The sequence below is a fragment of the Tenacibaculum halocynthiae genome, assembly GCF_964512825.1.
Taxonomy (GTDB): Bacteria; Bacteroidota; Bacteroidia; order Flavobacteriales; family Flavobacteriaceae; genus Polaribacter; species Polaribacter halocynthiae.
In genome coordinates, this window is the sequence record NZ_CAZELG010000012.1 from 139,586 (window position 1) to 161,378 (window position 21,793).

The 21,793-nt window shown below is 29.6% G+C and carries 22 protein-coding genes; 4 read left to right on the forward strand and 18 right to left on the reverse strand.

The window, feature by feature from the left end; translation table 11 throughout:
* Window positions 1-30: 30 nt before the first annotated feature.
* The 9 genes from ACKTTQ_RS04020 to gdhA all read right to left on the reverse strand — a co-directional run bounded on the left by ACKTTQ_RS04020 (window position 31) and on the right by gdhA (window position 9,208).
* Window positions 31-792, reverse strand: coding sequence for an exodeoxyribonuclease III (locus ACKTTQ_RS04020; RefSeq protein ID WP_408048465.1), 762 nt, complete (start codon window positions 790-792; stop codon window positions 31-33).
* Between the two features lie 7 nt (window positions 793-799).
* Window positions 800-1,579 carry a hypothetical protein gene (locus tag ACKTTQ_RS04025; RefSeq protein ID WP_093869623.1) on the reverse strand — a complete coding sequence of 260 codons (780 nt, stop codon included), beginning with the start codon at window positions 1,577-1,579 and terminating at the stop codon, window positions 800-802.
* Entirely contained in the window at window positions 1,579-1,806 is a 228-nt protein-coding gene (locus ACKTTQ_RS04030; RefSeq protein ID WP_093869622.1) for a hypothetical protein, read from the reverse strand. Before ACKTTQ_RS04030 ends, ACKTTQ_RS04025 begins: the two co-directional genes overlap by 1 nt.
* A 2-nt stretch (window positions 1,807-1,808) precedes the next feature.
* Window positions 1,809-2,465 carry a 3-oxoacid CoA-transferase subunit B gene (locus ACKTTQ_RS04035; protein ID WP_408048466.1) on the reverse strand — a complete coding sequence of 219 codons (657 nt, stop codon included), beginning with the start codon at window positions 2,463-2,465 and terminating at the stop codon, window positions 1,809-1,811.
* A 2-nt stretch (window positions 2,466-2,467) separates the two neighbouring features.
* Window positions 2,468-3,169, reverse strand: a complete 702-nt coding sequence (locus ACKTTQ_RS04040; RefSeq protein ID WP_093869620.1) for a CoA transferase subunit A — start codon at window positions 3,167-3,169, stop codon at window positions 2,468-2,470.
* Window positions 3,170-3,189: 20 nt separating this feature from the next.
* Complete coding sequence (locus ACKTTQ_RS04045) at window positions 3,190-5,493, reverse strand: penicillin-binding protein 1A (RefSeq protein WP_408048467.1); 2,304 nt, start codon at window positions 5,491-5,493, stop codon at window positions 3,190-3,192.
* The gene (locus ACKTTQ_RS04050) at window positions 5,493-5,996 is read right to left on the reverse strand and encodes a gliding motility lipoprotein GldH (protein WP_408048468.1); all 504 of its coding nucleotides are present in this window, start codon (window positions 5,994-5,996) and stop codon (window positions 5,493-5,495) included. Before ACKTTQ_RS04050 ends, ACKTTQ_RS04045 begins: the two co-directional genes overlap by 1 nt.
* Window positions 5,977-7,599: a regulatory iron-sulfur-containing complex subunit RicT gene (ricT, locus tag ACKTTQ_RS04055; protein ID WP_408048469.1), complete on the reverse strand. Its 1,623-nt coding sequence runs from the start codon at window positions 7,597-7,599 to the stop codon at window positions 5,977-5,979. The genes ACKTTQ_RS04050 and ricT overlap by 20 nt, the downstream gene beginning before the upstream one ends.
* Before the next feature lie 265 nt (window positions 7,600-7,864).
* Window positions 7,865-9,208 carry an NADP-specific glutamate dehydrogenase gene (gene gdhA / locus ACKTTQ_RS04060; protein WP_113786198.1) on the reverse strand — a complete coding sequence of 448 codons (1,344 nt, stop codon included), beginning with the start codon at window positions 9,206-9,208 and terminating at the stop codon, window positions 7,865-7,867.
* Window positions 9,209-9,399: 191 nt separating this feature from the next.
* On the opposite strand from gdhA, the gene pheS reads away from it, so the two are divergent.
* The 4 genes from pheS (at window position 9,400) to ACKTTQ_RS04080 (ending at window position 12,621) form a co-directional block, all read left to right on the forward strand.
* On the forward strand, window positions 9,400-10,419 hold the full coding sequence (gene pheS, locus ACKTTQ_RS04065) for a phenylalanine--tRNA ligase subunit alpha (RefSeq protein WP_093869615.1): 1,020 nt from the start codon (window positions 9,400-9,402) through the stop codon (window positions 10,417-10,419).
* 4 nt (window positions 10,420-10,423) lie between these two features.
* Window positions 10,424-10,963, forward strand: a complete 540-nt coding sequence (locus ACKTTQ_RS04070; RefSeq protein ID WP_093869614.1) for a phosphatase PAP2 family protein — start codon at window positions 10,424-10,426, stop codon at window positions 10,961-10,963.
* Window positions 10,964-11,359 (forward strand): hypothetical protein, encoded by a 396-nt coding sequence (locus tag ACKTTQ_RS04075; RefSeq protein WP_408048470.1) that lies wholly within the window; start codon window positions 10,964-10,966, stop codon window positions 11,357-11,359.
* A gap of 257 nt (window positions 11,360-11,616) precedes the next feature.
* Entirely contained in the window at window positions 11,617-12,621 is a 1,005-nt protein-coding gene (locus ACKTTQ_RS04080; protein WP_408048471.1) for a hypothetical protein, read from the forward strand.
* Between the two features lie 62 nt (window positions 12,622-12,683).
* Here ACKTTQ_RS04080 and ACKTTQ_RS04085 read toward each other — a convergent pair whose 3' ends face one another.
* The 9 genes from ACKTTQ_RS04085 to ACKTTQ_RS04125 form a co-directional block, all read right to left on the reverse strand.
* The gene (locus ACKTTQ_RS04085) at window positions 12,684-13,850 is read right to left on the reverse strand and encodes a kinetochore Spc7 family protein (RefSeq protein WP_408048472.1); all 1,167 of its coding nucleotides are present in this window, start codon (window positions 13,848-13,850) and stop codon (window positions 12,684-12,686) included.
* 286 nt (window positions 13,851-14,136) lie between these two features.
* The gene (locus tag ACKTTQ_RS04090; protein ID WP_093869610.1) at window positions 14,137-14,499 is read right to left on the reverse strand and encodes a cupredoxin domain-containing protein; all 363 of its coding nucleotides are present in this window, start codon (window positions 14,497-14,499) and stop codon (window positions 14,137-14,139) included.
* Window positions 14,500-14,533: 34 nt separating this feature from the next.
* The gene (locus ACKTTQ_RS04095; RefSeq protein ID WP_093869609.1) at window positions 14,534-15,091 is read right to left on the reverse strand and encodes a carboxymuconolactone decarboxylase family protein; all 558 of its coding nucleotides are present in this window, start codon (window positions 15,089-15,091) and stop codon (window positions 14,534-14,536) included.
* Window positions 15,092-15,488: 397 nt separating this feature from the next.
* Window positions 15,489-16,334: a helix-turn-helix domain-containing protein gene (locus tag ACKTTQ_RS04100; protein ID WP_093869608.1), complete on the reverse strand. Its 846-nt coding sequence runs from the start codon at window positions 16,332-16,334 to the stop codon at window positions 15,489-15,491.
* A gap of 178 nt (window positions 16,335-16,512) precedes the next feature.
* Window positions 16,513-18,714, reverse strand: coding sequence for a T9SS type A sorting domain-containing protein (locus ACKTTQ_RS04105; protein WP_408048473.1), 2,202 nt, complete (start codon window positions 18,712-18,714; stop codon window positions 16,513-16,515).
* 12 nt (window positions 18,715-18,726) lie between these two features.
* The gene (locus tag ACKTTQ_RS04110; RefSeq protein ID WP_408048474.1) at window positions 18,727-19,185 is read right to left on the reverse strand and encodes a hypothetical protein; all 459 of its coding nucleotides are present in this window, start codon (window positions 19,183-19,185) and stop codon (window positions 18,727-18,729) included.
* An 11-nt stretch (window positions 19,186-19,196) separates the two neighbouring features.
* Window positions 19,197-19,745 carry a hypothetical protein gene (locus tag ACKTTQ_RS04115; RefSeq protein WP_408048475.1) on the reverse strand — a complete coding sequence of 183 codons (549 nt, stop codon included), beginning with the start codon at window positions 19,743-19,745 and terminating at the stop codon, window positions 19,197-19,199.
* A 15-nt stretch (window positions 19,746-19,760) separates the two neighbouring features.
* A complete protein-coding gene (locus ACKTTQ_RS04120) occupies window positions 19,761-20,393 on the reverse strand; it encodes a DUF4412 domain-containing protein (protein WP_408048476.1) in 633 nt (210 codons plus the stop codon).
* A 22-nt stretch (window positions 20,394-20,415) separates the two neighbouring features.
* Window positions 20,416-21,756, reverse strand: coding sequence for an OmpA family protein (locus tag ACKTTQ_RS04125; RefSeq protein WP_408048477.1), 1,341 nt, complete (start codon window positions 21,754-21,756; stop codon window positions 20,416-20,418).
* Between the last annotated feature and the right edge of the window lie 37 nt (window positions 21,757-21,793).

Consider the following 21,793-nt stretch of genomic DNA (forward strand, 5'->3'; position numbering starts at 1 on the left):
CTTTTAAAAAGAAGGGTAGTTCAAATTTAATTACACATCTAATTCTACCACGATAGGACAGTGATCAGAATGTTTTGCTTCGGGTAAAATATAAGCCCTTGTTATTTTTTCCTTTAAAGGTTCAGTTACCATAGCATAATCTAATCGCCAACCTTTGTTATTAGCTCTAGAGTTTGCTCTATAACTCCACCAAGAATATTCTTGTCGTTCCGGATTCATAAAACGAAAACTATCAATAAAACCGCTGTCTATAAACTTACCTAACCACTCTCTTTCTTCTGGTAAAAATCCTGAAACTCCTTTCATTTTTGGGTTATGAATGTCTATAGCTTCATGACAAATATTATAATCACCACAAATAATTAAGTTAGGAATTGATTTTCTTAACTCTGTAGCATATTCTAAAATCTCATCCATGTAATTAAACTTATAGTCTAAACGAGCGCTATTAGTTCCAGACGGTAAATACATACTCATAATAGAAACATCATCATAATCTACCCTAAGATTTCTACCTTCAAAATCCATTGTTTTAATTCCTGTTCCATATTCTACGTGTTTAGGTTCTTTTTTACAAAAAACTGCCACAGAAGAATAGCCTTTTTTTTCTGCTGAAAACCAATAATGATATGGATAACCAGCATTTTCAAATTCGGTTACATCTAATTGTTCTTTATGTGCTTTAGTTTCTTGAATGCAAATTACATCTGGTTTTGCTTGCTGTAACCATTCTAAAAATCCTTTTTTTAAAGCTGCTCTTATTCCGTTTACGTTATATGAGATTATTTTCATTTAAAAATTATTCAATAATTATTTTTTCTAAATTATCAAGTTCTTTATCAATACTAGACATATTTAAAAGTTTTGAAGATTCTATATCATAAATAGCAAATTTTTGTTTTTTGTATTCTTCTCTGATATTTTCTCTATCGGTATATTTAATAAAAATTTGAGAGTTCGAATTCGTAAATTCAAATCTATCAAGATTAATACTATTTGTAATTCTTATAAGATTTTTACCATTTAAATCTGAAAGATATAAATCATGATTATCTCCAGAATTTAACTTCCCATCTTTATTTGAGTCTTCAAAAGCTATTAAATATGCAATATATTTTACAGTCTTATCTAATTCATCTCTCTCTAATTTATATCTTTTCCTCTGAGGCTTTATTTGAAGGATAGATGCTTTCTTTTTCAATAAAGAAGTTATAACCTGATAGTTTTCGTCTACAAAAATAATATTTACAAATTTTAAAAGAGAGTCTCCAATATCATTAGCTACAGATACTAAATTTTTCACCCTCTTTTCTTCTTCATAAGTTAACAAAGAAATTGGAAGGTATTTATTTTTAGAATTGTATAAATCTATAGGAGTATAATATTTTAACCCTTGTAAAACAAGACTATCCTTTTTTGCTGTTTCTAATTCTTCTCCCAGAATAATCCCATCAGGGAAATTATTATTGTTTGGAAAAAACTCTTTAGTTAATTGAAATAAAAGAAAAATTAGAATAACAGGGAGTAATGTTCCATTTAAAATAATTAAAAACTTAATATATTTATTTGTTATTTTCATTAATCTAAGAAAATAGGTTTTTTAAGAAAAACCCAAGTTAATTGGGTTCTTTCTCCTGTTTGTGTTTGAATAATCTTTTTTCTTGGTGATAAAAAATAGGCTAAAGCTACTGCTATTGCTATTCCTAACCAAGATGGTTCTATTTGTATACCTTTATCAAAAATAAGGATAAGCAAAATCGCCAATATGGGATATATTCCTCTATAAAACTTTTTTATGAATGTCATTTTTAAATTTCCATTTCTGGAACATCTCCATTAATTACTAATGTTCCTTCAGTAGCATTTTGGATTTCTTCTACACTAACTTCAGGAGCTCTTTCTAACAAATGGAATGTATTATCTTTTACTTCTAAAACTGCTAAGTTCGTTACTACCTTTGTAACACAACCAACTCCAGTTAACGGTAAAGAACATTTTTTTAAGATTTTAGATTCTCCTCGCTTATTAGTATGCATCATTGCTACAATAATATTATCTGCGCTTGCTACTAAATCCATTGCTCCTCCCATTCCTTTTACCATTTTCCCAGGTATTTTCCAATTGGCAATATCTCCATTCTCAGCTACTTCCATTGCTCCTAAGATAGTAAGATGTACATGTTTTCCTCGAATCATTGAAAAACTTGTTGCTGAATCAAAAAAACTTGCACCAGGCATAGTAGTTATTGTTTGTTTTCCTGCATTAATAATATCAGCATCTTCTTCTCCTTCAAATGGAAAAGGCCCCATACCTAGTACTCCATTTTCACTTTGAAATTCTACTTCTATATCCTCTCTAACAAAATTGGCAACTAATGTAGGTATTCCAATACCTAAGTTTACGTAATATCCGTTTTTAACCTCTTTTGCAATACGTTTTGCTATTCCGTTTTTATCTAAAGCCATAATTAGTTTCTTTGTCTTACTGTGCGTTGTTCGATTCTCTTTTCATATTTTTCTCCTTGAAAAATACGTTGTACAAAAATTCCAGGTATATGAATTTGATTTGGATCTAACTCACCAACTGGAACTAATTCCTCTACCTCAGCTACAGTAATCTTAGCTGCACCACACATATTCGGATTAAAGTTTCTTGAAGTACCCTTAAATACTAAATTTCCTGCTGCGTCACCTTTCCATGCTTTTACAAAAGCATATTCTGCTTTAAAGGCTGGTTCTAACACATACATTTTCCCATCAAACTCACGTGTTTCTTTTCCTTCTGCTACTTCAGTACCATAACCAGCAGGTGTATAAAATGCAGGAAATCCTGCTTGTGCAGCTCTACATTTTTCCGCTAAAGTTCCTTGAGGAGTCAATTCTACTTCTAATTCACCTGATAACATTTGACGTTCAAACTCATCATTTTCTCCAACATACGATGAAATCATTTTTTTTATTTGACGATTTTGTAATAATAATCCTAATCCAAAATCATCAACACCAGCATTATTAGAAATACAGGTTACTTCTTTAACTCCTAATCGTACAAGTTCAGCTATAGCATTTTCCGGAATTCCACATAATCCAAATCCTCCTAGCATTAATGTCATTCCATCGCTTACACCATCAACAGCTTCTTGCACATTATTTACTTCTTTATTAATCATATTAGTTGTTTGTTTCTGTTTTAAAAATCTGTATCCTCTTCTTCCTTTTTTTCCTCTTTCTTTTCTTCTCCTTCTTTTACTTCTGGTTCTTTTTCACAATTAATATTAATTGTTAATTCTCCTGGAGGTTTTTCAAAATCTTCTTTACTTATATTTAGTGTTTTATCTTCATAACACTTTTTCATAAACAACCCCCAAGTTGGTAATGACATTGTTGCACCTTGACCTAAACCAATACCATAAAAATGTATTGCTCTATCTTCTCCACCAGTCCAAACTCCAGTTGCTAAATTTGGAACAATCCCCATAAACCATCCATCAGATTGATTTTGAGTAGTTCCTGTTTTTCCAGCAATAGGATTTGTAAATTTATATGGAAAACCTGTAGTTGCTTCTTTTCTTCTTGTCCATGCTGAACGAAGTCTAGCACCTGAACCTGATAAGGTAACACCTTTCATCAAATCTAAAATTACATATGCAGATTCTTCACTTAAAACCTCTTTCGTTTCAGGAACAAACTCTTGTAAAACTGTCCCATTTTTATCTTCTATACGAGTAATCATCATAGGACTAACACGTAATCCTTTATTTGCAAAGGTTGAATACGCACTTACCATTTCAATTAATGATAAATCAATGGCCCCTAATGCTATTGAGGGATTTGCTTCTATTTTTGATTTAATCCCTGCAGAAGCTGCTAAACGAGCTACATTTATTGGTGATACCTTATCTATTAACTGAGCAGTAACAACATTGGTAGATTGCGCTAATGCGTCTCTTAAGGTTAATTCACCACCGTACTTATCATTTGAGTTCTTAGGTGTCCAATCTTTTGGCATTCCATATTTTTCTTTTGGAATTGTATAAGGCGTATTTGGCAACTTATCACAAGGTGACATTTTTAATTGATTAATAGCTGTAGCATATACAAAAGGCTTAAAGGTTGAACCTACCTGACGCTTTTGTTGCTGAACAGCATCATACTTAAAGTATTTATTGTTAATCCCTCCAACCCATGCTTTTATATGTCCAGTTTGTGGTTCAATAGATACTAAACCAGAACGCAAAAAATATTTATAATAACGTATTGAATCGTACGGAGTCATTACAGTATCACGATCTCCTTTCCAAGAAAAAACTCGCATATCTGTTTCTGTTTTAAAAGCCTTGTCTATTTCTTTTTCAGATTTACCTGCAGCTTTCATTCTTTTATAACGATTAGAGTTTTGCTTAGCTCTTCGTATCGTACTAGCTATTTCAGACTTTTCCAAATCATAAAAAGGAGCTGTTTTATTATTCTTTTGCTCTTTATTAAAAAAAGATTGCAAATTTGCCATGTGTGTTGTTAAAGCTTCTTCTGCATATTTTTGCATACGAGAATCGATAGTAACATATACTTTTAATCCGTCTTTATAAATATTGTATGACTCTCCATTTGATTTAGGATTATCCTTTGCCCATCTCTTCAAAAATTGTTTCAAATTTTCTCTAAAATAAGTAGCTAAACCATCACTATGGCTTTCTGGTGTAAAGCTTATTTTTAATGGTAATTTTTGTAATGAATCTTTTTCTTTATCAGTTAATAACCCATTTTTTTTCATTTGAGAAAACACAACATTTCTACGTCGTAAAGATTTCTTTTTTGAACGTTCTCTGTAAGGATTATACTGTCTAGGGTTTTTTAGCATTGCTACTAAAATAGCAGACTCTTGTATATCTAATTCTTTTGGCTCTTTTCCAAAATAAATACGAGCTGCAGAACGTATACCTGTTGCATTAAAAAGAAATCCTTGCGTATTTAAATACATAGTTATAATTTCCTCTTTAGTATATTGTCGTTCAAGTTTAACAGCAACTACCCATTCTTTAAGTTTTTGAAGAACCCTTTTAATTTTATTTGTTGAAGCTCTTCCTGTAAAAAGATTTTTTGCAAGTTGTTGAGTAATAGTACTTGCCCCTCCTCCAGCTCCTAATTTAGAAACTGCTCTGGCCAATCCTCTAAAATCAATACCTGAATGTTCATAAAAGCGCTCATCTTCAGTTGCAACGAGAGCTTTTACTAAGTTTTGAGGTAAATCTTTATATTGAATTGGGGTTCTATTAGCTTTTACATAATATTTCCCTAATGTTTTTCCGTCAATAGAAATTACTTCTGTAGCTAAATCACTCTTAGGGTTTTCTAACTCTTCAAACGATGGTAATGGTCCAAAAGCTCCCCATGATGCCAATAAAAATAGTAAGCAAATAGAAAGAAATCCACCTAAAATGATTCCCCAAAACCATTTAATATATTTTCTAAAATTAGTTGTTTTTTCTTCTGTCATTATTCTGTTTTTTCAATTCTAAACCCTACATGAGTAAGCCCATCTAACTCTTCTATTCCATCAACATTTCCATTTTTTCTCATAGATTGACGTACTTTAAAAGTATAGGTTCCTTTAGCAGGAAATATTATTTTTTCTTTGTAAAAAAGTTTATTGTCTTTAATATCTAAAGTACCTTCTCCTAAAAACCTCCCAGCTCCATCAGCCATATCGTACTCTAAAGTATCAGTAATTACATTTCCGTCAGGGAAACTCATCTGAGCAATTATAAATAAATTACTAAAAGGATAATCTTTATTATTTCTAACATTAATAAAAAGATTATGTTTTTGTAATGTGTCTGTTGCTGTAAAAGCAAATTGTAATGTATTGTGTTTACTCCATTTTTGATTTAATATTGGTAAATACTCATCAAAAACCCTTTTTTTATCACACGAAATGAATAAAAAAGTTACTATAAAAAACATTATCAATACACTACTTTTATTTATTGTCTTCAGCATTTTTATTACCGTTATTGTTCCCTTTTTTATTATTATTTCTTCTTCTTTGATTATTTGGTTTATTACCTGTAGTCTTTTTTTGCTGATTAGGATTTTCACCTTTTGGTTTAGGGCCTTGAGTTCTTTTTTGTTGATTAGGATTCTTTTTTATTTCTCCCTTTGGTTTAGCCCCTTGAGTACTTTTTTGCTGGTTTGGATTCTTCTTTACCCCTCCCTTTGGTTTAGCCCCTTGAGTACTTTTTTGTTGATTTGGATTCTTCTTTACTTCTCCCTTTGGTTTAATACCTTGTGCTCTTTTTTGTTGGTTTGGATTTGGTTTCTGTTTTACCTCCCCTACTTTTGACTTATTATTATTTTTAGGTCTGTTTGACCTAGGTTTTCTGCTATCAGTTTTTTGATTATCAGCTACAGTTTTATTTGGCCTAGACACATTAGTTTTATTCTCTTTTGCCTTATTATTACTAATTCTTTTGCCTCTTCTTTTATTTCTTCTCGGTTTTTTTGGAGCATCAAAACGTGTTAAACTATCTTGTCCAACCACATTTTCAAAATCAACTTTTGGTTCTTCTACAATTTCTGATTCATATTCTTCTAACGGAGAAGCCAATTCATTATTGGCATTTAACTCGATAATTTCTTGAGTTTGCTCTAATGATATTCTATACCATTTGAAGCTCTCTTCTTTGTATGTATACCAAAGTAACCCTTTAAAAATATCCATCTTTACAAAAACAGCATCACCTTTTTCTGTTTTAAGTACCAAATCTTGTTTAGGAAACTTTTTTAATGCGTCTAGATAAGTATCTAACTCAAAATTTAAACAACATTTTAATTTACCACACTGACCTGCTAATTTTAATGGATTTAAAGATAACTGTTGGTAACGTGCTGCAGCTGTATTAACTTTTCTAAAATCAGTTAACCATGTTGAACAACACAACTCTCGTCCACAAGAACCGATACCACCTAATCTGGCAGCTTCTTGACGCATTCCTACTTGGCGCATTTCTACTCTAATAGAAAAAGCACTTGCCAAATCACGAATTAATTGACGAAAATCTACCCTATCATCAGCAGTATAGTAAAAGGTTGCCTTGGTACCATCTCCTTGATACTCTACATCTGACAACTTCATTTTCAATCCTAATTTACTAATGATTTCTCTACCTTTCCTTTGAGTTTCTTGTTCTCTTTGTCTGGCATTATGCCAAACATCAATATCTTTTTGAGAAGCTTTTCTATATATTTTTTTTACCTCTTCACCATCTGACTCAATTTTTCTTTTTTTCATTTGTACTTTCACAAGTTCACCTGCTAAAGAAACTATTCCGACATCATGTCCTGAAGTTCCTTCTACAGCAACTATATCACCCATAGAAATAGTTAATTTCTCTAAGTTTTTGTAAAAATGTTTTCTTCCGTTTTTAAAACGTACTTCGTAAATATTAAAAGGTGCTTCACCAGTTGGCAAAGTCATATTCGATAACCAATCAAAAACAGCTAGTTTATTTCCACTTCCACAAGATCCTGTAGCGCAATTTCCATTGCTTTTACACCCCTTAGGAACGCCATCTTTGTTAGTTGAGCAACCGCTACAACTCATAATTTATATGTATGTTTTTAGAATGCTTTTTAAACCTGAATACTTTCAGTATCAAAAAACACTTTATATTATTGATTTTTAGCTAGATAAAATCCCACTCCAGAATCTTCTCTTAATCAGTAAAGATACATATTATAACGGAATGTGAAAATTGATTTTTTTCTTAACCAAGTTCTTTTTTATAACCCCTAAATACTTTCGCAGAAAAAGGCCTTACAGATTAAAATCTATAAGGCCTTTTTAATATTATTTGTAGTAAATAAACTTACACTACTCCTTGATCTAACATTGCGTCTGCAACTTTTACAAAACCTGCAACATTAGCTCCTTTAACGTAATCTACATATCCGTCTTCTTGCGTTCCGTATTTTACACACGCTTCATGAATACTATTCATAATACCATGTAATTTACTATCCACTTCTTCACGTGTCCAAGACAAACGTAATGAGTTTTGAGACATTTCTAAACCAGATGTTGCTACTCCTCCTGCATTTGAAGCTTTTCCTGGTGCAAATAAAATTTTTGCATTTTGAAATACTTCAATAGCTTCAGGTGTTGATGGCATATTAGCTCCTTCAGCAACACATATACACCCATTAGCTACCAATGCTTTTGCTTCCTCTCCGTTTAACTCATTTTGAGTTGCACATGGTAAAGCTACATCACATTTAACACCCCAAGGTCTTTCTTTTGCAAAGAATTTAGCTGATGGATATTTCTCAACATATTCACCAATTCTACCACGGCGAACATTTTTGATTTCCATAACAAATGCTAATTTATCAGCATCTATTCCTTCTTCATCGTAAATGTATCCTGAAGAATCAGATAAAGTAACAACTTTAGCACCCAATTGAGTTGCTTTTTCAGTTGCATATTGCGCTACATTTCCAGAACCTGAAACTGCTACTGTTTTCCCTTTAAAAGAATCTCCTTTATAGTTTAACATATTTTCAGCGAAATAAACATCTCCATAACCAGTTGCTTCTGGACGAATTAAAGAACCTCCCCAAGAAGCACCTTTCCCAGTTAAAACACCAGTAAATTCATTACGCAAACGTTTATATTGACCAAACATAAATCCGATTTCTCTTCCTCCAACACCAATATCTCCAGCTGGAACATCAGTATTTGCTCCAATATGACGAGATAATTCAGTCATAAAAGATTGACAAAACTTCATAACTTCGTTATCTGACTTCCCTTTAGGGTTAAAATCAGATCCACCTTTTCCACCACCCATTGGTAATGTAGTTAATGAGTTTTTGAAAACTTGTTCAAATCCTAAAAATTTTAAGATTGATAAGTTTACTGAAGGGTGAAAACGTAGCCCTCCTTTATATGGACCAATTGCAGAGTTAAACTCTACTCTATAACCTCTGTTTACTTGAGTTTCTCCATTATCATCTACCCAAGGCACTCTAAACATTAAAGTACGTTCTGGCTCAACCATACGCTCTAATAATTTTTTTCCTTGGTATTTTGGATTGTTTTCTATAAACGGAATTACAGTTTCTGCTACTTCGTGTACAGCTTGCAAAAACTCTGGTTCGTACGCATTACGTTCCTTAACGTAATCCATAAAAGCATTTATTTTAGATTCCATAAATTAATTGTTGTGTTATTATAATTTTAACAATTTTACTTGGCAAATATAATTAATTTACAATTTCTTAAATTTGATTTTGTACTTTATTTTTCACTTTTCTACATCGTTTTCGTTATTAGGTGAAATCTCCTCATTTTTTAACTAAAAAAGCTTAAATTTGCAACTTAATTTTTTTGGATTAATAAATAATGTTAGATAAGGTAAAGGAATTGATTGGTGACGTAAAAGCTTTTAAAGCAACGTCTAAAGAAGAAGTTGAAACATTCAGAATTAAATACTTAGGAAGCAAAGGATTGTTAAAAGACTTATTTGCTGAATTTAAGAATGTTGATGCTGAATTGCGTAAAGATTTTGGGCAAGCTTTAAACAATCTAAAAAAATCTGCTGAAGGTAAAGTTGCTGAATTAAATGATGCCTTAGATAATGCTATTGAAGACAAAGGGATTTATGGTGATTTAACTCGTCCTTCTGAACCAATAGAATTAGGTTCACGCCATCCTATTTCTTTAGTAAGAAATCAAATTATTGAGGTATTTAATCGTATTGGGTTTACTGTTTCTGAAGGACCTGAAATTGAAGATGATTGGCATAACTTTACCGCTTTAAATTTACCAGAGTATCACCCTGCTCGTGATATGCAGGATACATTTTTTATAGATAAAAATCCAGATACTTTATTAAGAACGCATACATCATCTGTACAAGTTCGTTACATGGAAAATAACGAACCTCCAATTAGAACCATTTCTCCAGGAAGAGTATTCCGTAATGAAGACATATCTGCTCGTGCGCATTGTATTTTTCACCAAGTAGAAGGTTTATATATTGACACTGATGTTTCTTTTGCCGATTTAAAACAAACTTTATTATATTTCACTAAAGAGATGTTTGGAAAATCTAAAATACGTTTACGTCCTTCATACTTCCCTTTTACTGAACCTAGTGCTGAAGTTGATATTTATTGGGGACTTGAAACTGAAACCGATTACAGAATTACCAAAGGTACTGGATGGTTAGAAATTATGGGCTGTGGAATGGTTGACCCTAATGTTTTAAAGAACTGTAATATTGACCCTACTAAATATTCTGGGTATGCTTTTGGAATGGGAATTGAGCGTATAGCAATGCTTTTATATCAAATTCCAGATATTCGTATGTTCTATGAAAATGACAAACGTTTTTTAGAGCAATTTAAATCTATCATCTAAAAACATGAGGCATTTTTGTCTGATTTTTTTTATTTGCTCTTTTAGTATTAATATTTTTTCACAAAAAAGCTTTGTAGAAAGATCTGGAGACATTATTCAGATTGGAATTCCTATAATTGCTTTAGGTAGCACTTTTATTTTTGAAAATAACGATAAACCTTATTGGCAATTTATAAAAGCTTTTGGGGTTTCTTTTATAGCTACCCATACATTAAAAAGAATTATTAATAAAAAAAGACCAGGTGGAGGAAACTATAGTTTTCCTTCAGGACATACCTCAGCTGCTTTTACCGGAGCTGCTTTTATCCAAAAAAGATATGGTTGGAAATATGGTTTTCCTGCATACTTATTAGCTAGTTATGTTGGATACTCAAGAATTTATGCAAAAAAACATGATGTTTATGATGTAATTGCTGGGGCAAGTATTGGATTTATATCTTCATATCTTTTTACCAAAGCCTATAAAAATAATAAAATTAAAATATCATTAAATAGTAACCTTAACAAAGATACTATAGCTATAAGTTTAAATTATTCTCTTTAGATGAAAAAAGACATACAAATACCAGAAGTTTCAGGTGTAGAAATGGCAATTGTTTTAGAGCACAATGAAGTTCACAAAACAGATGACTGGAACGTATATATTATTAATAAAAAAGACATTGCTATTGAAATGGTTGTCATTGTTTCTCAAGGTTTTTCAGAAACTAAAACCACTTCCGTTTTTCGTAAAAAAATAGACCTTTTGTCAGGTAATTCTATTGCCAAAATTGAATTAATTCAACCAGAATTATTTGCTTTAGACAATCGTTTTCAAGTAACTTTCTTTGAAAACAATACACTGCAAGACAAAACTTTTACTTTTAAGAAAGACACAATAAAAGAGAGTAACTTACAAATAATTCAACCTTTTAATAAGAGAGGAGTAATAATATCATAATATTATTTTTTTCGTATATTGCTAGCTATCAAACTATTATTAAGCTAGTATCATAAACAGAAATAGCCTTCCCTTAAAAGAGAAGACTATCATTAAAGAATTCTTGCAATACATACAAAATCTCTATAAGAAAGAATATACACCCTTCAAAAAGTATACTCTATCATAATACAAATAAAATTCATTTCCTATAAAGAAGAACGCAAAAAATTACATTTTTTGAAATTTTGATTTGCATTTTTTACAAAAGACAACAAATGAACGAAGAGATAGAATATTTTTTTTGTCAAATTAAACAAAAGTTACCTAACAATATTTCTCTAGTAGAAGAAATAGCTAGCGTTTTAGATATAAATTACGATGCGGCCTATAGAAGAATAAATCATAAAACTGAGCTTTCTTTTAAGGAAGCTCTTTCTCTTGCTAAATTCTACAAAGTTTCATTGAACAATATTTATAGCTTTAAAGAAAAGGAATCAATAGTGGTTCAAAAAAACTATAACTTTCAAACGAATAACACCCTAGAGTCTTTCTTTATAAAAAGTAATAAGTTAGTTAATCTATTTTCCAAACTAGAAAACTCTGAAGTATTATACGCTGCAAAAGATATACCTTTATATTATTTTCCACAAAACAGCTTACTCCAAAGGTTTCAAATATATATTTTATTAAACTTACCTAATTCAAAAGAAAATTCTAAAACAGGAGAGATAGCTTTTGAAAAGTTTAATATTTCTTCAAGCTTAATATATGAATCTATTTGTTTTAAAAATGCGTTTAAAAAGGTTAATTGTATAGAAATATGGGATGATCATACAATTAATAGTATCTTATATCAAATATATTATTGTTATAAAATAAAGTTAACAAACCAAGAACAAGCAATACAATTATGTGATGAATTAAAATTAATGATTACAAGTATAGAAAACAAAATTAAAAAAGAATCTAGGGATGAAAATTCAAGTGTAAAAAACAAAATGTATTATAGTAAATTAGTTTGTTTAAATAACACTGTAGTTTTCAATTCAAAAAAAACAAAAACACTTCTAATACCCTACATAAGAACATCTTATTTACGAATAGATGACAATCTTATTTGCGAAGAAACTATTAGCGCATTTAATAAAAAAATTCAATTATCAAAAAAAATATCAGGAAATGCCGAAGTGGATCGAAAATTATTTTTCTCTTCTATGTATCAAAAAATAAACGGCATTTATAATCAAATAATAAACGAGGAAACATTATTCTCATTATAAAAAAACCTCATCATAATTTATGATGAGGCAATACAATCAAGTTAATACATTATCAAAACAAGTTATTTTAATTGTACTGTACATGCTTTGTTTATTTTTTCAACTTCTGCAATAAATCCTTCAACATCATTGTATATATTTTCAAAAACATTTAGTTCATTTACAAGGTTATTTATAGGGTCAATTGCTTTCATTATAAATGAATTTAAATCTTCAGATAAATCATTAAGAATACTCAGCCCTGGTATAGATGGTAAATGTATATTTAAGTTTAACGCTCTTAATACTGGTTGTAAAACTGCATTCATAGCTTTATTTAGCAAATCCATAACTGGCCCTATAACACTCAGCCCTCCTTTTATAATTTGTTCTACACTAAATGAAAAGTAAACGGTATGCCAACCACACGGATAAGGTACTTTTACTCCTAAAACATGTTTATAACAAACTTTAGGATACCCTCCATAAGGAACACGTATTGTATGACTTAATACATTTTTAACTGAATTTAAAGCAGAAATTAAAGGATTTAAAACATTCATCACTGCATTAATTTGATTTTCTAGACTTACTAGCCCCATTACTAAGTGTTTAATTTTCTCAACTTCCTCAGTAGCTTCAGCTATACCATTTAAAATTTTTATTTGAGCATCATCAAATGTTAAAACTACAGGATCAACCTTACCTGCTACTGTATCAATTTCGTTTACTAACTCCGTTTTTACTGTTGAACTTGGAAGACTATTAATACAATTTATTGCACCTCCTAAAGTAGCTATAAACTGATTTTCAGCATTCATTAATTTTAATAACACCTCGTCAATTTGTTTTACTTTGGGCTCTACTTTTTCAATAGCATTTCTAATTGGCGCAACTACTTTTTCTACTTTATTAGAAACATCCAGAGCCTCATCTATAGGTTTTTTGAACGTTGATAATACGTTTTTTAACTCTGATGCTTCAGTTCCTATTTCTGGAATTATTGAAACTACTTCTAATAACTCTACAGCTTCACTTAATGCAGAATCTAAATCTTTTAATTTTGTATTTATCGTTTTAGACATTGTTAAATCATTATCTATTGTTTGTAGATCTTGACTAACTGTTTTAACATCTGCTTCTAATTTTGCAGTATTTCCTTCAGTTGTACTAACATCATGCATTAATTTGTTTGCTTCATTCATGCTAGTGGTAACCGCATCTGTAATTTGACTGTTTACTGTTGACATAATTTTAAGTTTAGTATATATATTTAATTAGACACTAAAAAAATCAACAAATCAAACAAAGCACCATACTATTTCTCTTATTTTTAAGGAAATCAATATCGTGATTTATATTTCTTTTACTCAACTTTCTTAGCTATCTCAAAGTTTAATATTTTAAACCTATGATCTTAAAAAAATACCGTAAGCGACTATTTTTCAAACATTAGCGTACTTAAAACAATAATATATACATAAAAACCTCTTCATTTTACTGAAGAGGTATACTAAAAACTACGTAAGCAATGTATTACTTCACTGTTAATGTATATTGTGGTGTTGGGTTTAATGGGCAAAAATAAACATACTCTCCTTTTTTAAGAGTTACTTTTTTAGAAGTAGACTTTCCATTGTTTTTAACTAATGAAGTTACATATGCATTTTTTATATGATCTTTCTGCTCAACCTTACCTTTAGGTGCTAATACAAAACCAACATCATGACCTACTTTATTATTTGCTATTTCAAAAACATAAGTTCCCTCTGATAGTGTTAATGATTTTTGTGTAAACTCCCCTTTAGTTTGTTCTAGGGCTACAGTTTTTACTTCTTGTGCATTTGCTTGAAATGCAAATCCTACTAATACGATTAAGATTGCTATTACTTTTTTCATGTGTTCTTAAGTTTTAAATTATTTATTATTTTTATTATGCCTTTACTGTATATTTTCCAGCTTCTACTTTTGGAAAATCAATTTCTGTTTCTGCAATATGATTTACGTAGTTAGTTAATGTATTAGCTACAACATTTAACACTACTTCTAAAACATCACTATCATTATATCCTGCTTCTTTAAAAGCCTTAATTTCTTCTGAAGTTACATTTCCTCTATTTTTAGTTATGCTCTGAGCAAATTGCAACCCTACTTGTACTTTTTCTTCCGAAGCTTTACCTTTTCTATTTTCTTCAGTTTCTTCTTCAGATAAACCATTCATTTTACCAATTGCTGTATGAGCTGATAAACAATAGTTACATTTATTTTCTTCAGCAATTGCTAACGCTAACTGTTCTCTAAATTTATTAGAAAAATTACCACTTGCTGTTAATTCACCTAAGCTTAAATAACTTTGTAACGTTGCTGGTGAATTACCAAAAACTTTAATTAAATTTGGAATAAATCCTAGTTTGCTTTGCACAGCGTCAAATAATTCTTTTGATTTTCCAGTAGTTGTGTCAGGGTTTAATGTTTCAATTCTTGTACTCATAATTTTATTTATTTTAAATTTTATTTATTTGTTTTTTCACAATTACACATTTCTCTTTCAGGAAATTGATCATCGTACTCTTGATATCCCCAGCAGTTAGGGCATTGGATATTTTCAGCTCTCATAATTCTTTGTTTTTAATTCTGATACAAAGATGCGACGGAGACACACTTTAAAAAATGGACAAAAGTTCCTGTTACTTGGACAAGTATGAAATAAATAAAAAAAAGAAGTTTATTAACCTATGTTAATGTTTTGAATTACAGCTTACTATATATTTGCTAACCTAGACAAACAACAAGCTAACAAATGTTATTTATCTAGAATTAAAACCCTTCTATACTCGTAGCTTCCCCTTGTGTTACGAGTTTTTTATAAAGTTAAATATTAGAAGAGCTTATGACTTTTGCTCTTTTTGAAATTGCTTTGGAGATTGCCCCGCTGATTTAGTAAAAAAACGAGAAAAATAAGCTGGATCATTAAATCCTAAATCAAAAGCAATGTGTTTTATTGCATCAGAAGAATAGATAAGCTGTCTTTTAGCTTCTATAATTATTCTGTTCTTAATAAAATCACTTGGAGTTTGTGTACCTATTTTCTGAAAATGTTTTGTAAGAGATTTTGGAGATACTCCTAATCGTTTAGCGTAATCAGTAACGCTATGTAGTTTTTTAAAATTTTGTTCTACTAATAAACTAAAATCTTTAAATAATTTAGTTTCTAAATCTTCCTTTACAGTATCATATCCTTTTTTAATTCGTACAGAATAAATAATAAACTGCTTAAGAAAGGACTGCAACATATCATATTGCGCCGTTTCTTCTAATTCAAATTCTTCTATCAAGTTACTTAATATAAAGTTTAATTTTTCAGTATCTCTATTTGTAGGAGATACAAATGGAGTTTCATAAACATTATTAAACAACACACCATTACATGCTATTTCAGTATCATGAGTTTGAATGCAATAAAAATCTCTTGAAAAACTTAATTGATATGCTTCTTTTATTTTTTCTGAATCTACTGTAAAAACTTGTCCTGGTGATAAGAAAAACAATACATTTCCATTAAAAGAATAACTTTTAAAATCGATATTATAAGTTCCTTTCCCTTCTTTTATCCAAAAAATTTTATAATCATCAACTTGTTTAGGCTCATTAACAATGCAAGCTTTTTCAAACTCCACTAACTGTAATGAAAATATACTTTGAAAATTATATGTTTTTACTTCTTGAATTGCCATCAATGTACTTTATTTATTCTTGGTCGTAAAAAAGAAGGTAGCTAACAGATATAAATACTATTATAATTTATAGATTTCGCATCAAGAATATCTTCTTTAAAATAAAGATATTAATAAAAAACCACATCAATAATAATGTGGTCTTTTTTAATTTAGATATAGTTATTCTTTCAAAAAATTAATCAATAATTAATTTATCTGAAAAAATAGTTTTTCCTGATCTTATTTTTACAACATAAACACCTTTCTTTAAATGAGGTAAATTTAAAACCGTTTTAGTCGTATTTTTAAAAGAGCTTTCAAACATTGTTTTTCCTAATACAGAAAACATCTGAACCTCATCAATAAACTTAGTCGTTTTTGAATGCAACGTTATTTTTTCAGATGTTGGATTTGGGTACATACTTACTTGATTAGAAATAGTATTTAAACCACTACCCGTTGATAACACTTGATTAAGCTTAAGAAAAATATAAGCATTATTACTTAATGATTCATTAAGAGTTATTGTTTGATTAGTTTTATTAAAACTTGTTGGTGTTACTTCCTTCCAAGCACCATTTTCATAAATCAATACTGTTAATTTATTAACATCTATTATAGGTTTATCAGAAAACATTTCATTTTTATATGATAACTCTATTTCGAATTTATTTAAAGTTGTTGTTGCTTCTATACTTCCTATGTTATAGAACAATGTTGAAATATACTTTTTTTCATATTGATTTGGCAATGTTACTATTTCAAATTTATATTGATTAGAAAGCGTATCTAAAATTTGAGTTCTAACTTTTTTAACCTCTTTAGCTGTACTTTTTAACTCTACAGAATAATTAATTTGTTGATATTTAAAATTAGCTATATTTTGTAAAACCCCTCCCCTTGTGGTATTATTAGGGTTAATAATTTTTGATCTTTTTTCTATATTCCATGTATATATTTTACCATTATTTGTTGTAAAAACAAAACCAGTAGTGTGTGCATAAAAATTAGACATATTTACATCTATTCCCTCTGGAAAAACAAATGCAACTTTTATTTCAGATTCTCCTTCTATATAAGATAGTAATTGAAACCTGTTAACACCAGATACTGTATACTTAGCTAAAAAATACACTTTATCATTGTTTATCTTTAGAGGACCAAAAGAGTTTAAGGGTTCGATAGAACCTGAAAAAAAAGGAGGTTCAAATGATTTTGTATTATTAAGTAACCCATTTGCACTATACAATTTTGTTTTTTTGTACCCCAGTCTTGAAAGTATATATACCTTATTCTTTAATTGAATAAACTTAAACGTTTGAGTACTACTTTCCGTTTTTATACCTAATGATTCTCTACTAGGTAATGCTAAAAAAGAACCTCCAAAGCTTCCTTTTACATAATATAATATTTGCTGATTTACTTTACCTAAAACAACTTCTGAATGCTCGGTTTCTGTGTATGATTTATACCCTAATGAACCATCATCTCCGTTATAAATTCCTGTATCTGTACTACCAAAATCAATATCCCCGTTAGTATAACAAACCGCAGTTGGATAATTTCTTTTTACAGGTCCTGGTGTTATTTCTGTATAAAAACCATCTCTACCTAAAAAATAAATATACTCTTTAGATAATAGAAAACTATTAGGGTTCACTCCTTTAAAACTTGTAGGTTTAGAAACCTTATTTTGGGTAACTCTAACATCACCATCACCTAAAGCATCAGCTTTATACAGGTCTTTTTCACCATTTACATCAGCAACAAAAAACAGTTTTTTATTCCAACTAAAGAAGCTTCTAGGCTTAGCATTAAATAGTTCTTTACTTAATTTATACTCTCTTGTTTCAGAAGTTATAGAGTTTTTAATAAAGTGACGCAAAAGAAGTTTGTTATTACCACCTTCAGTAATCGTGTCAATAGTTATCAACCCGTCATTTGCAACCAAGTTAACATTATCACTCCCAGATGCACTACTCGCAGTAAATCTGTTTTCTGGTATAAAGGAATTTCTAAGGGGACTTAATTTATAAACACTATTAGAATTGGTAGGTTGAATTATTTTAGCATATACATCTTTACCTGTTGTATATTTTCCTTCTTCATGTAATCTAAGTTCGCTTTGTCCTATTGTTGCATGAAAATATGCTCTCGAGTTAGTTTCTTTTAGAAGTTCAACTCTATCGTCTTTATTTCCATTCCCTATAAAAACTCCATTCGTCTTTCCATTATTTGTATTACTTATAAACGAATATAAAATATCATTATCATATACACTTAATGAATAAATAATACCAAGATTACTTCCTTCAGGTTCATCTAAAAGTTCAAATTGGGCACTCATTTTTAAAGAAAAAAAAGTGAAAACACTTATCAATAATAATTTTTTATTCATCTTTTTACACATTTATTCCTTAACAAAAACTAATTCATTAAGAGGCTTAATAATCATATTCCAATCGTTATTTTTATTTACAGTTTCAATAAAAAAACTAACACTATATTTTGAATCATCCATTTCATTAAATAAATCACCTGGAAAAAAAAGATCTCCAGGGAAAAACAAATCACCAGGAAATAGTATTTCACTCACAGGTTTTCCTTTATAAACAGTTTTTCCTTGTTTAAGTAACAGGGGAGTTATTTTTAAGCGCAATCCTTGCTTTTTTATTTTTTTATAATAACGCTTTTTAACGATCAATTTAAACCCAACCCATTTCGGATTTTTATGAATAAAATTCAACATTTTCTTAGGTGTTATTTCTTCCAATTCAGATATTTCTTCATTAAACTTATAAGAAATCTCAATTTGAGCATTTGTGGTAAAAACAAAGAATAATGCAATAATTGTAATTAAGTTTTTCATGATGTGTGTGTTTATTGATGTAATAAAGTAACCAACTGTTTAAGTTGCTTCTCTGTAAATTCTTGATTTGTGCTTGTTGTACATATTTCAGAAGAAAACTCATAGCTGTTTTGAATTCTTGTTCTTAGGTGATAAAAACGTAGTCCTCTATTTATATAAACACCTAAAATTGTTTGAGTTCCTGAACCTTCAATTTCTTTATAAGTAAATTTCTGATTCCCTTTAGTTAGAAAACTAGAAAACTGCCTTTCAAGCACCTTATTTTCAATAGCTTTATCACTTTTATGATAGCTTTTTAAAATTACTGATTCCGATGTTTCCTTTTTTCGATAACTACAATCAGAAAAATTATAATCTTTAAAGCTGAAGTTTTGTTGTTGTTTTACTTCTGATATATCCCACCCCATAATACTGGCAACTTTAGCTAAAGTAGTTTGTTCACAAGCATCTATTTTTTCTAATTTTTTAGTACTTGATTTTTCAGTTGATTTTGTAGATATTTTATCCTTTGGACATCCAACTAATAAAAAAAATGCTATAATTGTAATTACTAATTTCATGTTTTATTTTTTTAATTAAAACCCCATTGATTTATATTCACTAGTATTAATGACTAGTTTGGCGTTTTTGTTAATTTCTGTAACAGCTACTCTACCATTTCCGTTTTTAGATTTTAATACTATTTCTAACACAAAACCTTTAATCACTTTGGATTCATTACGCATTCCTAAAATGGGTATAAAAGTTCCAGTTATAGGAAAACTTGCCGTAGTTGCCCAAACATGAGTAGTAGCTTCTTTTGTCTTAGCGAGATATTCATAGCATAGGTAGCCTAGAACTCTTTTTGTTTTTCCAGTTTGTGTAATATTAGCAGTATCTATTTTATCATAATTATTATACTGCATCATATCCGTTTTTCCGATTGATTTTTTCATTTTCATACCCATCATGTTCATATATACAATATTTTGTTTCTTACTAAACACCATATATATTTCTCCAGCAGCTTCTCCACTATCTTCCATTGTTGAAGGATCTACTTTCATACAGCTCAAATCTTTTTGATTAGTACTGAAAAAATATTCGAACGGAACCTTATCTCCTTCATTAGAAGTAACCTCAATCGTTACAGATTTATTAAACTGTAATGTTTGTGCACTGATTGTTATAGTAATAAAGGTGATTAAAAAAGTGATTATTCGTTTCATAGTTAATTGGTTTTATAAATGATTATTGTTTTATAAACTCGACACGGCGATTTTTAGCTTTACTTTCAGAAGAGGTACCCTCATTTAGCAATTCACTTTCTCCTTTGCCTTTATATGACAATTGATTTTCGCTTACGTCAAATTCAGTAACTAAAACATCTTTTACTGATTTAGCTCTACTCTTAGATAATATTAAATTAGTGTCAGCTGAGCCATCAGCATCAGTATGTCCGACAATAAGTACTTTTACCTTTGGGTTTTGTTTTAAAACTGAAGCAATTTTCTTCAATGTTCCGTAAGAAGAAGTTTTTATTAAAGAAGAATTAATATCAAACGTTATTCCGTAACTCACTAACTTACCTTCAGTAATCAATTTACCACGTACATCAGGTTTTCCAATAGCATATCGTACATTGGATATATAATAATTGTTATTTTCTTCTGTGATAGATGAAAAGAAACGAACATTTTTAAGTGTTTGTTTTTTACTAAAAGCTCGTGGAATATCGAAAACTTTTTCTTCATTAAAATATACGCGCATTCTTCTTTTTTGCCTCCAAACAGCAACATGCATTTTTTTTCCTCTTCCTTTGTTGTCTGTTTCTAAAAACTGATTTCTTTTTTTACTACTTAAGTTAAGTTTGGCATCAGAAGCATATTTTTTATATCGGAGTTCCCCATGATAACTAACTCCTCCTGCTATAGTAAAGCTGAAGCCATTATTTCCTGGAGCATTTTTTTCTAAATCATATTCTGGATTTTCAACATCAGAAAATATAACTGAAACCTCTCTTTCTAAACAATATTCAGCAATGTCATAATTATATATAATATCAAATTCAAATGTGAAATTATCAGGAAACTCTTCAATAAAATCAGGAACAAAAGCGCCAGCTCCTTTTACCAATTGCATCCATTTACCATCTATTCCTTCAATAGTTACAACTTCGGCTGAATTAGTAGAATTCCATCGAGCTGGTAAATCACCTATTTCATCTTGAGAAAAGTCTTCATAGGCAATTATTTTTTCTCCTGAGATAAAATCAAACTTAGAATATGATTTAAATGTGGGAGTTATAGATGTATTACTTTTTAAAACAGGTTCTTTAAGCTTTAAAGAATCTTTATGAGTTGTTATTTTAGAATTCTTTTTTGAAGATTTATTCTGTTTCTTGTTTTTACCATTAAGTGTTTTATCTAGAATTTTTTCTGCTTCCTTATCTACCTTCTCTCCTACTTTTTGTTCAACTTTTTTTTCAATTTTATTTTTTAGTTTCTTCCATAATTGAGCTTGTGAAGCTTGTGAAAACCCAATTAAAAGAATAATAAATAAAAGAAGTTTACTATTTGTTTTTACCTTCATCAGTATACCTGTTTTTATTATTAATGAAACAAAAACT

What these genes read in the sequence shown, in the direction of transcription:
- ACKTTQ_RS04115 (WP_408048475.1), bottom strand. Translation starts at nt 19,745, where the DNA reads ATGAAATTAGTAATTACAATTATAGCATTTTTTTTATTAGTTGGATGT.
- gdhA (WP_113786198.1), bottom strand. Translation starts at nt 9,208, where the DNA reads ATGGAATCTAAAATAAATGCTTTTATGGATTACGTTAAGGAACGTAAT.
- ACKTTQ_RS04020 (WP_408048465.1), bottom strand. Translation starts at nt 792, where the DNA reads ATGAAAATAATCTCATATAACGTAAACGGAATAAGAGCAGCTTTAAAA.
- ACKTTQ_RS04075 (WP_408048470.1), top strand. Translation starts at nt 10,964, where the DNA reads ATGAAAAAAGACATACAAATACCAGAAGTTTCAGGTGTAGAAATGGCA.
- ACKTTQ_RS04025 (WP_093869623.1), bottom strand. Translation starts at nt 1,579, where the DNA reads ATGAAAATAACAAATAAATATATTAAGTTTTTAATTATTTTAAATGGA.
- ACKTTQ_RS04030 (WP_093869622.1), bottom strand. Translation starts at nt 1,806, where the DNA reads ATGACATTCATAAAAAAGTTTTATAGAGGAATATATCCCATATTGGCG.
- ricT (WP_408048469.1), bottom strand. Translation starts at nt 7,599, where the DNA reads ATGAGTTGTAGCGGTTGCTCAACTAACAAAGATGGCGTTCCTAAGGGG.
- ACKTTQ_RS04105 (WP_408048473.1), bottom strand. Translation starts at nt 18,714, where the DNA reads ATGAATAAAAAATTATTATTGATAAGTGTTTTCACTTTTTTTTCTTTA.
- ACKTTQ_RS04090 (WP_093869610.1), bottom strand. Translation starts at nt 14,499, where the DNA reads ATGAAAAAAGTAATAGCAATCTTAATCGTATTAGTAGGATTTGCATTT.
- ACKTTQ_RS04095 (WP_093869609.1), bottom strand. Translation starts at nt 15,091, where the DNA reads ATGAGTACAAGAATTGAAACATTAAACCCTGACACAACTACTGGAAAA.
- ACKTTQ_RS04125 (WP_408048477.1), bottom strand. Translation starts at nt 21,756, where the DNA reads ATGAAGGTAAAAACAAATAGTAAACTTCTTTTATTTATTATTCTTTTA.
- ACKTTQ_RS04120 (WP_408048476.1), bottom strand. Translation starts at nt 20,393, where the DNA reads ATGAAACGAATAATCACTTTTTTAATCACCTTTATTACTATAACAATC.
- ACKTTQ_RS04085 (WP_408048472.1), bottom strand. Translation starts at nt 13,850, where the DNA reads ATGTCAACAGTAAACAGTCAAATTACAGATGCGGTTACCACTAGCATG.
- ACKTTQ_RS04040 (WP_093869620.1), bottom strand. Translation starts at nt 3,169, where the DNA reads ATGATTAATAAAGAAGTAAATAATGTGCAAGAAGCTGTTGATGGTGTA.
- ACKTTQ_RS04050 (WP_408048468.1), bottom strand. Translation starts at nt 5,996, where the DNA reads ATGCTGAAGACAATAAATAAAAGTAGTGTATTGATAATGTTTTTTATA.
- ACKTTQ_RS04080 (WP_408048471.1), top strand. Translation starts at nt 11,617, where the DNA reads ATGAACGAAGAGATAGAATATTTTTTTTGTCAAATTAAACAAAAGTTA.
- ACKTTQ_RS04070 (WP_093869614.1), top strand. Translation starts at nt 10,424, where the DNA reads ATGAGGCATTTTTGTCTGATTTTTTTTATTTGCTCTTTTAGTATTAAT.
- pheS (WP_093869615.1), top strand. Translation starts at nt 9,400, where the DNA reads ATGTTAGATAAGGTAAAGGAATTGATTGGTGACGTAAAAGCTTTTAAA.
- ACKTTQ_RS04110 (WP_408048474.1), bottom strand. Translation starts at nt 19,185, where the DNA reads ATGAAAAACTTAATTACAATTATTGCATTATTCTTTGTTTTTACCACA.
- ACKTTQ_RS04100 (WP_093869608.1), bottom strand. Translation starts at nt 16,334, where the DNA reads ATGGCAATTCAAGAAGTAAAAACATATAATTTTCAAAGTATATTTTCA.
- ACKTTQ_RS04045 (WP_408048467.1), bottom strand. Translation starts at nt 5,493, where the DNA reads ATGACAGAAGAAAAAACAACTAATTTTAGAAAATATATTAAATGGTTT.
- ACKTTQ_RS04035 (WP_408048466.1), bottom strand. Translation starts at nt 2,465, where the DNA reads ATGGCTTTAGATAAAAACGGAATAGCAAAACGTATTGCAAAAGAGGTT.